This is a genomic window from Streptomyces albicerus (genome assembly GCF_008905045.1).
GTDB lineage: Bacteria > Actinomycetota > Actinomycetes > Streptomycetales > Streptomycetaceae > Streptomyces > Streptomyces albicerus.
Window position 1 is genome coordinate 14,871 of the sequence record NZ_VWMY01000040.1, and the last position, 10,934, is coordinate 25,804.

General features: G+C 71.6%; 10 protein-coding genes. 6 read left to right on the forward strand and 4 right to left on the reverse strand.

Features of this window, described 5'->3' with window-relative positions; genetic code table 11:
* Positions 1-7: 7 nt before the first annotated feature.
* The 4 genes from GAS53_RS32630 to GAS53_RS32645 form a co-directional block, all read right to left on the reverse strand.
* On the reverse strand, positions 8-790 hold the full coding sequence (locus GAS53_RS32630; RefSeq protein WP_151481318.1) for a sulfite exporter TauE/SafE family protein: 783 nt from the start codon (positions 788-790) through the stop codon (positions 8-10).
* A gap of 120 nt (positions 791-910) precedes the next feature.
* Positions 911-1,561 carry a response regulator gene (locus tag GAS53_RS32635; RefSeq protein ID WP_151481319.1) on the reverse strand — a complete coding sequence of 217 codons (651 nt, stop codon included), beginning with the start codon at positions 1,559-1,561 and terminating at the stop codon, positions 911-913.
* A gap of 70 nt (positions 1,562-1,631) precedes the next feature.
* Positions 1,632-2,915 carry a sensor histidine kinase gene (locus GAS53_RS32640; RefSeq protein WP_151481320.1) on the reverse strand — a complete coding sequence of 428 codons (1,284 nt, stop codon included), beginning with the start codon at positions 2,913-2,915 and terminating at the stop codon, positions 1,632-1,634.
* Between the two features lie 9 nt (positions 2,916-2,924).
* The gene (locus tag GAS53_RS32645; RefSeq protein WP_151481321.1) at positions 2,925-3,422 is read right to left on the reverse strand and encodes a hypothetical protein; all 498 of its coding nucleotides are present in this window, start codon (positions 3,420-3,422) and stop codon (positions 2,925-2,927) included.
* A gap of 311 nt (positions 3,423-3,733) precedes the next feature.
* On the opposite strand from GAS53_RS32645, the gene GAS53_RS32650 reads away from it, so the two are divergent.
* From GAS53_RS32650 to GAS53_RS32675, 6 genes are all read left to right on the forward strand, one after another.
* Entirely contained in the window at positions 3,734-4,984 is a 1,251-nt protein-coding gene (locus GAS53_RS32650) for an NAD(P)/FAD-dependent oxidoreductase (protein WP_151481322.1), read from the forward strand.
* Positions 4,984-7,578, forward strand: a complete 2,595-nt coding sequence (gene nirB, locus GAS53_RS32655; RefSeq protein ID WP_151481323.1) for a nitrite reductase large subunit NirB — start codon at positions 4,984-4,986, stop codon at positions 7,576-7,578. Before GAS53_RS32650 ends, nirB begins: the two co-directional genes overlap by 1 nt.
* On the forward strand, positions 7,575-7,925 hold the full coding sequence (gene nirD, locus GAS53_RS32660; protein ID WP_151481324.1) for a nitrite reductase small subunit NirD: 351 nt from the start codon (positions 7,575-7,577) through the stop codon (positions 7,923-7,925). The genes nirB and nirD overlap by 4 nt, the downstream gene beginning before the upstream one ends.
* A gap of 45 nt (positions 7,926-7,970) precedes the next feature.
* Entirely contained in the window at positions 7,971-8,555 is a 585-nt protein-coding gene (locus GAS53_RS32665) for a TetR/AcrR family transcriptional regulator (protein WP_151481325.1), read from the forward strand.
* A 127-nt stretch (positions 8,556-8,682) separates the two neighbouring features.
* A complete protein-coding gene (locus GAS53_RS32670) occupies positions 8,683-10,065 on the forward strand; it encodes an MFS transporter (RefSeq protein WP_151481326.1) in 1,383 nt (460 codons plus the stop codon).
* 74 nt (positions 10,066-10,139) lie between these two features.
* The gene (locus tag GAS53_RS32675) at positions 10,140-10,907 is read left to right on the forward strand and encodes an SDR family NAD(P)-dependent oxidoreductase (protein ID WP_151481328.1); all 768 of its coding nucleotides are present in this window, start codon (positions 10,140-10,142) and stop codon (positions 10,905-10,907) included.
* The last annotated feature ends 27 nt before the right edge of the window (positions 10,908-10,934 follow it).

Below are 10,934 nucleotides of genomic sequence, written 5' to 3' on the forward strand. Positions count from 1 at the left end.
ACCGGGGTCAGAGCCAGAAGTCGTACGCCAGCTTCGCCACCAGCGCGAACACCACCGTCAGCAGAACGCCCCGTACGAACTCGCTGCCCTTCTTGAGCGCGGTGCGTGCCCCGACCGTCCCGCCGACGAGGTTGAAGACGGCCATCAGGGCGGCCAGCTGCCAGAACACCGTGCCCTTCCAGGCGAATGCGGCTAGGGCACCCGCGTTCGTGCAGCAATTGACGATCTTCGCAGTGGCCGAGGCGGTCACCAGGTCGAGATGCAGGAGCGCGGTGAGGGCGAGCACGAGGAACGTACCCGTGCCGGGGCCGATGAGCCCGTCGTAGAAGCCGATGCCGAGGCCCGCGAGCCCGATCGCGGCCAGGACGCGACGCGGGGAGACCGGGGCGGTCGAGGGCGCCGTACCGAAGGCCGGCCGCATGATCACGAAGGTGCCTACGCCGAGCAGCACGACCATGACCACCGGCTTCAGCACCTCGGTGCTCATCCCGGCGGCGACGAACGCCCCGCCCGTGGAACCGGCGAGCGCCGCGAGACCGATCCGTACGGCCGTGCCGACGTCCACGGGCGCCTTGCGCGCGTACGTCACCGCCGCGCCCGTCGTCCCGACGATCGCCACGGCCTTGTTGGTGCCGAGCGCGTACTGGGCCGCCGATCCCGAGTTCGGCAGCCCGAGCAGCAGCACGGGGAGCAGCAGGAGCCCGCCGCCGCCCACCACGGCGTCGATCCAGCCGGCCGCGAGAGCGGCGAGGCACAGGACAACGACCATGGTCAGCGATATGTCGGGCATGATCGCGACCCTATGGACGGGATAGATGTGCCGTCCATGAATCCTGTGAACCTTGAGGATCTTCTGAGGTTCAGGAGGAGGTCAGGAGAGCCACGGCAGAAAAGCGACGGAAGAAGGGCGTCAGCTCGCCGTTTCCAGGTAGCGCAGCACCGCCAGTACCCGCCGGTTCCCCGTGTCGGACGGGGGCAGGTCGAGCTTGGTGAAGATGTTGGCGATGTGCTTCTCGACGGCCCGCTCCGAGACGGTGAAGGACGCGGCGATCGCGTGGTTCGTACGGCCCTCCGCCATCAGCGCGAGCACCTCGCGTTCGCGGGGCGTGAGGGCGTCCAGGGCGGTGGCGCGGCGGCTCGCGCCGAAGAGCTGGGCGACGACCTCGGGGTCGAGGGCGGTGCCGCCCGCGGCGACCCGCTCCAGCGCGTCGACGAACTCGGCGATGTCGACGACCCGTTCCTTGAGGAGGTAGCCGACCCCGCCCGGGTTGGTGCCCAGGAGCTGCGCGGCGTACTTCGTCTCGACGTACTGGGAGAAGATCAGCACGCCCGTGCCGGGGTGGTCCGCGCGCAGCCGTACGGCCGCCCGGAGCCCCTCGTCGGTCTGGGTCGGCGGCAGCCGGATGTCGACGACGGCGGCGTCCGGATGGTGCTCGGCCACGGCTGCCAGCAGCGCTTCGGCGTCCCCGACGGCGGCCGCGACCTCCACACCCCGCAGCTGGAGGAGCTGGACCAGCCCGTCGCGCAGGAGGGCGGAGTCCTCGGCGATGACAACGCGCATATGCCCCTCGTGATCAGTAGGCCGGCTCGGCAAAGCACCTCGGCAAAGCACCTCAGTACGGCAGCTCAGCTCAGTACGGCAGCTCGACGGTGACCACCGTAGGGCCTCCCGGCGGGCTGTCGCAGGTGAGGGTGCCGTCGACGGTCCGTACGCGGGTCAGCAGACCGGTGAGTCCCGAGCCCGCGCCGATCGCCGCGCCCCCGCGTCCGTCGTCGCGGACGTCGAGCCGCAGCAGCCCGTCGTGGGCGGTCACCCGCACCGTGGCGCCGGACGCCCCGCTGTGTTTCGCCGCGTTGGCGAGGAGTTCCGCCGTGCAGAAGTAGGCGATGGACTCGACGGCGGGCGTGGGGCGGGCTCCGATGTCCGTGACGACCTCGACGGGCAGGGCGCTGTCCGCCGCGAGGGTGGCGAGGGCCGTGTCCAGGCCCTGGTCCAGTACGGGCGGGTGGATGCCCTTGACGAGGTGGCGCAGGTCGGCGATGGCCTGCTTGGCGTTGCCCTGCGCGGTGTCGACGACGGCGAGGAGGCGTTCGCGGTCGGCGTCCGCGCCGATCAGTTCGCGGATCATGGTGAGATGCATCGCGAGTCCGACGAGGCGGGCCTGCGTGCCGTCGTGCAGGTCGCGCTCGATACGGCGGAGGGTGGCCACCGCCTCGTCCACGGCCTGTGCGCGCGTCTCCTCCAGGGTGCGGATGCGGCGGTCCTCCTCGCTCGGTCCGAGCGTGGCGGTGAGCAGCATGCGGTGCGGGGCGAGGGCATGGCGCAGCAGCCAGGAGGCGGTGGCCAGCAGCAGGAGGCCCGCGCATACGGGGATCAACCAGCGCGGCCAGGAGTCGAGTTGAACGCCGAAGACCTCGAGCGACACACGGCGTACGGAGCCGTCGCCGTCGCCGTCGGAGACCGTGGTGTAGTTCACCTGCTTGAGCAGCGGGTGGAGGGCGGTCTGCAGGCCATAGACGTAGCCCACGGCGACGGCGGCGAACGCGAGGGCGGCGGTGAAGGGCGTGGTCAGCGCGCAGGCGACGGCCCGCCACCCGCCGGGGTCGCTCAGCAGAACGCGCCGCCAGCCCAGGATCCCGGCGCCCGCCCGATGCTCCGGCTCCTCGATCTCCAGACCCAACAGGCGCCGTGCGAGCCCGCGTTGGAGCCTGCCGAGACCGAGCGCTCCCCGTACGGTGACCGCGATCAGCCACAGCCCCAGCGTCGTCACCGACAGGGCGCCGCCGAGCAGCAGCCCCACGAGGGTCAGGACGCACCCCACCAGGGCCAGGGGGAGGGCGATCACCGCATAGAGGAGCGTCGCGAGGGCCCTGGGGCCGAAGGGGAAGGCCACGAGTGCGCGAAGCCGGTGCATGTCATCAACCTAGGAGAGCAGTGCCGTCGCGAGACGGACCTGGAGCGCGGCGAGGGCGCGGCCGAGCCACGGCATGAGCAGCAGGAAGCCCAGACCGCCCACCGCGGCGTGGAACGCCCACGCTCCGGCGAAGGTCGGCCCGCCCCAGGCCGTGGCCGGGTCGCCGCCGCGCAGCGGCCAGCCGAGGTTCATCGGGACGACCGACCAGCCGAACAGCGTGACGACCGCCACAGCGAGGTTCAGGGGCAGGGCGAGCAGCGCGTGGGCCACGCCTCGCGAGGAGCCGGGCAGCTCCACCCCCAGGAAGCGCCGGACGAGGCCCCGCTGCCAGCGCCCTGCCGGGCGGCCGCCGAGCAGCCCCACGGGCAGGCTGACCAGCGCGACCGGCACGGCCAGCAGCGCGTACGCGACCCGCCGCCAGGTCCGCGCGGTGAACGGTTCGCGTACGAGCTGCCAGGCCCGTACGGCGGCGGCGTCCCGGACGTACGGCTTCTGGACGGCGGCCATGCTTCACTCCCCTGTGTACGTGTGTATGCGCGTACGCGTGCATGCGTGGGCACGCGCTGTATGCGCAGGTGACCCGACACCTCAAGGTTTCCGGGACGAGGGCCCGTGATCGATGGTGCTCGCACGGAACCCGGGGGTTCGGGAAACCCCACCTCTCCCCGGGACCGCTTCGACCCGGCCCACCTCACCGCGCCCCTGCCCCGCCCGCCGAAAACCCTCACATCCCCGTCCCGGCTCCGCTGAGGGCAGCGTTCCCCGCGGGAAACAGTCGTGATGCGGCCGGGTAACACCGGCACCGCACGCTGCGATACATGACCTCGAATACGCGTGTGGTGGTGATCGGCGCCGGCCTCGCGGGCGTACGGCTCGCCCGCCGGCTCGGAGAGCTCGGCGTGCCCGCCGTGCTCGTCGGTGACGAGGAGCACACCCCGTACAACCGGGTCCTGCTCGCGGAGGTCCTGGCCGGGCGCTATGCGCCCGAGGTCATCGCACTCCCGACGCCCGAGCGGCTGACCCGCGGCCGCGCGGTGCACATCGACCGCGCGGAGCGGCAGGTCCACTTCGCCGACGGCTCGGTGATCGCATACGACACGCTGGTCCTGGCCACCGGTTCGAACCCGGTCCTTCCGCCCCTGCGGGGTCTGTTCACTCCGGACCGGCACGAACTGCCCGAAGGCGTCCACGCGTTCCGCACGATGGACGACTGCCTCGGCCTGTCCAAGGCCGTACGGCAGGACACCCGGGCCGTCGTCATCGGCGGCGGTCTGCTCGGCGTCTCGGCCGCCCGGGCGCTCGCCGAGCGCGGCGCGCAGGTGGTGCTCGCCCAGCAGTCCGAACGGCTGATGGAACGTCAACTCGACCCGTCCGCATCCAAGTTGGTGCTCCGGCACCTCAAGGACCTGGGCGTCGAGGTGCACACCGAGTGCCGGGTGCGCGGTGTGCGCTGCGCCGGCGGCGCGGTCCGCTCGGTCGAGATGGCCGACGGGTATGCGCTCGACGCCGACCTGGTGGTGCTGGCCTGTGGCGTGCACCCGCGGGTGGGCCTGGCCCAGGACGCGGGCCTCGCCGTGCACAAGGGCGTCATCGTCGACGACGAGCTGCGCACCTCCGACCCGCACATCCGGGCGATCGGCGACTGCGCGCAACACGACGGCAATGTCTACGGTCTCGCCGCGCCGGCGCTCGAACAGGCCGATGTCCTGGCCGAGTTGCTCGCGGGAACGGGATCGGGAGCGGGAGCGGAAACGGGAGAGGGCGCCACCGGGTACACCGGCACCCGTGCCCTGACCCGGCTGACCCTCGCCGCCTCCGGCACCCCCCTCGACCTCGCCGCCTTCGGGGAGCCCACCCCGCGCCCCGGCGACGACGTCATCCAGCTGGCCGACGCGACCCGCGGCACCTACCGCAAGGTCGTCGTCCGCGACGACCGCCTGGTGGGCGGGGTCCTCGTCGGCGAGCTCGGCACCGTCGGCGCGCTCGCCCGCGCCTGGGAGGGAGCAGAGCCGCTCCCCACGGACGGCGCACCGCTGCTCCACCTGCTTACCAACGATGGAGGCTCCTGATGACCGCCACCCTGGGGGCCACCCCCACGATCGTGCTCGTCGGCCATGGGATGGTCGGCCAGCGCTTCCTCGAAGCGCTCGCCGAGCGCGGCATGACCGCCACGCACCGCGTGGTCGTGCTGTGTGAGGAGCCGCGTCCCGCGTACGACCGCGTGGCGCTCACCTCGTACTTCTCGGGCAAGACGCCCGAGGACCTCTCGATGACCGACATGGCGTTCATCGAGGAGCACGGCATCGAGCTGTACGTCGGAGACCCGGCGGAGACGGTCGACCGCGAGGCGAAGAAGGTCACGGCCAGGTCCGGCCAGGTCTTCGAGTACGACACCCTCGTCCTCGCCACCGGCTCGTACCCCTTCGTGCCGCCGGTCCCGAACAAGGACGCCGAGGGCTGCTTCGTCTACCGCACGATCGAGGACCTCCTCGCCATCGAGGAGTACGCGAAGACCCGCACGACCGGCGCCGTGGTCGGCGGCGGCCTGCTCGGCCTGGAGGCCGCGGGCGCGCTGAAGGGCCTCGGGCTCACCAGCCACATCGTGGAGTTCGCGCCGCGCCTGATGCCGGTGCAGGTCGACGAGGGCGGCGGCGCCGCGCTCCTGCGGACCATCGAGGACATGGGCCTGTCCGTCCACACGGGTGTGGGCACGCAGGAGATCGTGGTCGACGAGGCCGGCGCCGTCACCGGCATGAAGCTGTCCGACGGATCCGAACTCGCCACCGACCTGGTGGTGTTCAGCGCCGGTGTCCGCCCCCGCGACCAGCTGGCCCGCGACTGCGGTCTGACGGTCGGCGAGCGCGGCGGCATCGCGGTCGACGAGCAGTGCCGCACGGTCTCCGACCCGCACGTGTTCGCCATCGGCGAGTGCGCGCTGGCGGCGGACGGCCGGGTGTACGGCCTGGTGGCCCCCGGTTACGAGCAGGCCGAGGCCGCGGCCGCGACGATCGCCCAGGACGAAGCGGAGTTCACCGGCGCCGACCTCTCCACCAAGCTCAAGCTGCTCGGCGTGGACGTGGCGTCCTTCGGCGACGCGCACGGCGCCGCCGAGGACTGCCTCGACGTCGTCTACTCCGACTCCCGCGCGGGCCTGTACAAGAAGCTGGTCATCGGCCGCGACGGCACGCTGCTCGGCGGCATCCTGGTCGGCGACGCGGAGGCGTACGGCACGCTGCGCGCCTTCACCGGCTCGGTCCCGCCGGTCTCACCCGAGTCGCTGGTCCTCCCCGCCGGCTCCGGCGCCCCGGTCCAGCTCGGCCCGACCGCGCTGCCGGACGACGCGATCATCTGCTCCTGCAACAACGTCACCAAGGGCACGATCCGCGGCGCGGTCACCGACCACCAGTGCACGACCGTGCCCGAGGTGAAGAAGTGCACCAAGGCCGGTACGACGTGCGGCAGTTGCGTCAAGGTCCTCGGCCAGCTGGTCACCGCCGAGCTGGAGGCGAGCGGCGTCCAGGTCGACAAGGGCCTGTGCGGCTGCTTCTCGCAGACCCGCGAGGAGCTGTACGAGATCGTCCTCGCCCTGCGCATCAACACCTACCAGGACCTCCTCGACCGCTACGGCCGCGAGAGCGCGCGCGGCGGCGACGGCTGCGAGGTCTGCAAGCCCACGGTCGGCTCGATCATCGCCTCGCTGGCGCCCACGATCGGCGCGGACGGCTATGTCCTGGACGGCGAGCAGGCCTCGCTCCAGGACACCAACGACCACTTCCTCGCCAACATGCAGAAGAACGGCTCGTACTCGATCGTGCCGCGCATCCCCGGCGGCGAGATCACCCCCGAGAAGCTCATCGTGATCGGCGAGGTGGCAAGGGACTTCGGCCTCTACACGAAGATCACGGGCGGTCAGCGGATCGACATGTTCGGCGCGCGCGTCGAGCAACTCCCCTTGATCTGGGCCCGGTTGGTGGACGCGGGCTTCGAGTCGGGCCACGCGTACGGAAAGGCGCTGCGGACGGTCAAGTCGTGCGTCGGGCAGACCTGGTGCCGTTACGGCGTCCAGGACTCGGTCCGCATGGCGATCGACCTGGAGCTGCGCTACCGCGGACTCAGGTCTCCCCACAAGCTCAAGTCGGCGGTCTCCGGGTGCGCCCGCGAGTGCGCCGAGGCCCAGTCGAAGGACTTCGGCGTGATCGCCACGGCCAACGGCTGGAACCTGTACGTGGCCGGCAACGGCGGCGCGACCCCGCGCCACGCGGACCTGCTCGCCCAGGACCTGTCCGACGCCGAACTGATCCGCCTGATCGACCGTTTCCTGATGTTCTACATCCGTACGGCCGACCGGCTCGAGCGCACCTCCACCTGGCTGGAGCGGATCGACGGCGGCCTGGACCACGTGCGCGACGTCGTCGTGAACGACTCGCTGGGCATCTGCGAGGAGCTGGAGTCCCTGATGACCGCGCACGTCGCGAACTACCGCGACGAGTGGTCCGAGACCATCAACGACCCGGAGAAGCTGTCCCGCTTCGTCTCCTTCGTGAACGCGCCGGACACCCCCGACCCGGTCGTCGGCTTCGTCCCCGAGCGCGACCAGATCAAGCCCGACCTGCCGCTGCTGACCATCGGCACGCGCCCCCTGGAAGGAAGCGCCCAGCGATGACGCTCGCACCCGAGACGACGACGATGACGGTCCAACTCCAGCTGGACGACGGCTGGTTCACCGTCTGCGACCTGTCCGTGCTGATGCCCGGCCGTGGCGTGGCCGCCCTGCTGCCGGACGGCCGTCAGGTGGCCCTCTTCCTGGACCGCGCGGGCCGGATGTACGCGATCGACAACCGCGACCCGTTCTCCGGCGCCGCCGTCCTCTCCCGCGGTCTGACCGGCACCCACCAGGGTCGGCCGTTCGTCGCCTCGCCGCTCCTGAAGCAGCGCTTCGACCTGGAGTCGGGGAAGTGCCTGGACGACGAGACGGTGACGGTGGCGACGTACGAGGTGCGGACGCACTGAAGTCCTGCTTGACCGATCGTTCCAGTAACACCTAGGCTGCTCTACGTGGCCAGGACCAAGGAGTTCGATCCGGACGCCGCGCTCCAGTCAGCTCTCGAGCTGTTCTGGCGGCGCGGCTACGAGGCGACGTCGATGGCGGATCTCGTCGAGCATCTCGGCGTCGGGCGCGCGAGCATCTACGCGACCTTCGGCAACAAGCACCAGCTGTATCTGAAGGCGCTGGACCGGTACGGGGAGTCGCGCGATCCGCAGATCCTGCGCGAGCTGTCGCAGCCGGGGCCCGCACTGCCGGCCGTGCGCGACCTTGTGCGGCGGTTCGCCGCGGAGGCCGCGGACGAGGCCGGCCGGTTGGCCGGCTGTTTCGTCACCAACACCGCGGCTGAGCTCGGGCCTCACGATGTGCCTGCGGCGCGTCGGGTTGAGCACAGCTGGGAGTATCTCGAGACGTTGTTGCACTCTGCGCTGGTGCGCGCACAGGCGCAGGGTGAGTTGTCCGAGGATCGTGATCCTCGGGCTCTGGCTCGTATGTTGCTGGTGTTGATGCAGGGGCTCCGCGTGGTGGGCAAGGCGTCCAGCGACCCTGCGCGGGTGCGGGATGCCGCCGAGCAGGCTTTGACCTTGCTGGACTGATCCAGTACCCCGCTTCATCGTCGCCCGCGGGTAGTCGTGGGCTGGTCGCGCAGTTCCCCGCGCCCCTGAAGGGGCGCGCTTGCCCTGCCCTCTTTTTGGAATGACTGGTCTAGTTCAGGGAGCTCTCATGGCCGTGACGGTAGCGGCGCCTCGCTCCACCCGAGGCCCGTTCGCGCTGCTAGGGACCCTGCAAGTCACCCTGATCTTCACGTTGGTGGCGGTGGCCGTGCCGTTGCCCGGGATCGGGGATGAATTCGGGGTGGGGCGAGAGGAGTTGATTCTGCTCAGTGCCGCGTACGGGCTGACGTTCGCCGGGCTGTTGCTGTTCGGTGGGCGGCTTGCCGATCGGCATGGGGGGCGTCGGACGCTCGTCGCGGGGCTGGTGGTGTTCGGGGTCGCGTCGGTCGCCGCTCCGCTGGCTCCCGGGTACGGTGCGCTGCTCGCGGCTCGTTTCGCGCAGGGTGCGGGTGCTGCGCTGATCGCCCCGGCCGCGATGGCGGTGCTGCGGACGGTGTTCCCCTCCCCCGCCGCGTACGGCGGGGTGATGGCCACCTGGGGTGGTCTGTCGGTCCTCGGCGCCACGGCGGGCAACCTGCTCTCCGGAGTCATCTCGGCGCTCCTGTCCTGGCGTTGGGCCTTCGCCGTACCGCTCGCCGTGACGGTGGCGGCGCTCGCGCTGGTGCCCCGGGTGCTGCCGGCGGACGACGACGTACACGGGTCCGCCCAGTTCCGAAGCTCCGCTCACGAACATCCCGCTCGCCCCCGTCTCGATCTGCCCGGTGCCCTGCTGGCCACGGGCGGTCTCGTCTCCGTCAGTTACGGGCTCGTCCTCACCGACGCGTGGTCCTGGACTTCGGGCCGGGTGCTGGGGCCGCTGGTCGCCGGGGTCGTGCTGCTGGCCGGCTTCGTCGGGGTCGAGCGGCGGGCGCGTGATCCGCTGCTGCCGCCCCGCTTCCTGCTCGACGGGCGGCGTACGCTCGGGCTTGCCGCCACCGCGCTGACCGCGGCCGGGACCTCGACCGTCTTCGTGCTGTTCTCGCTCCATCTGCAGGACGAGCGCGGCTGGTCGGCGCTGCGGACGTCGACCGCGTTCGTGCCGTTCGCCGTCGCGCTCATCGCGTCGAGCCGGGTGGCGGGGCGGCTCATCGTGCGGTACGGGGTAGCCGTCGTCACCTGCGGCGGGCTTGTCGGCGGTGCCGTGGGCCTCGGGCTCCTCGCGCTCCTCGGGCTCGGCGGCGGCATCCCGTACGCGTACGGACTCCTCCCCGGATTCGTCCTGCTGGCAGCCGGGGCCGCCGCCTCCTTCGCGGGGGCCGCGGTGCTGGCCACCGAACGGGTCCCCGCGGAGCGGACGGGGCTCGCGGGGGGAGTGCACAACACGGCGATGGAAACCGGGCCGACCGTCGTCTTCGCCCTGGTGCTCGCCGTCGGCGGCGACGCCGCGAGTCTCGCGGCGACCGCGGCCCTCTTCGGCGCCGCTGCCCTGGCCATGCGCCTCACGCGCCCTTGATCCCTCACACCCGCGTAACCCAACGTCCCATATCCGAAGTAGCCCAACGTCCCACGTTCGAAAGGGAATCACCCATGAACCGCACCCGTTTCTCGAACCGCACCGTCCTCGTGACCGGAGGCGGATCCGGGCTGGGGCGTGCCATCGCGCTCGCGTTCGCCGCCGAAGGGGCCTCCGTGGTCGTGGCGGGCCGCACCCGGGCCACGCTCGACGAGACCGTGGCCCTCGTCGAAGGCTCCGGCGGCACCGCGGTCGCGCAGGTCGCCGACGTGGCCCGGGCCGCGGACGTGGAGGCCCTCGTCCGGACGGCCGTCGGCCGCTTCGGCTCTCTCGACGTCGCAGTGAACAACGCGGGTGTCTTCCGGGGCGGGCAGCCCGTCGCCGACCTCCCCGAAGAAGACTGGCGGACCCTGCTGGACATCAACGTCACCGGGGTGCTCCTCGCCCTGCAGGCCGAGGTCCGGCAGATGCGGACCCAGCCGAACGGCGGCTCCGTCGTCAACGTCTCGTCCAACCTGGGCCCGCACAAGCAGGTGCCCACCACCACCGCGTACGCCGCCTCCAAGGCCGCCGTGTCCGCCCTCACGGCCGGTGCCGCCCTCGATCACATCGCCGACGGCGTCCGCATCAACGCGGTGAGCCCCGGCGCCTCCGCGACGACGATGTCGTTGCGGCCCGGCGAGAGCGAGGCGGACCGAGCCGCGCGGATGAAGGAGGAGTCGCCGCTGGGCCGCGTCTCGTCGACCGAGGAGGTCGCCGAGGCCGTGCTGTATCTGGCCTCCGACGCCGCGGCGTCCGTCGTCGGCACCGACCTGGTGATCGACGGCGGCGCCTCGCTGTAGGGCCTGATCTCGGAGCAGGCACGGCCT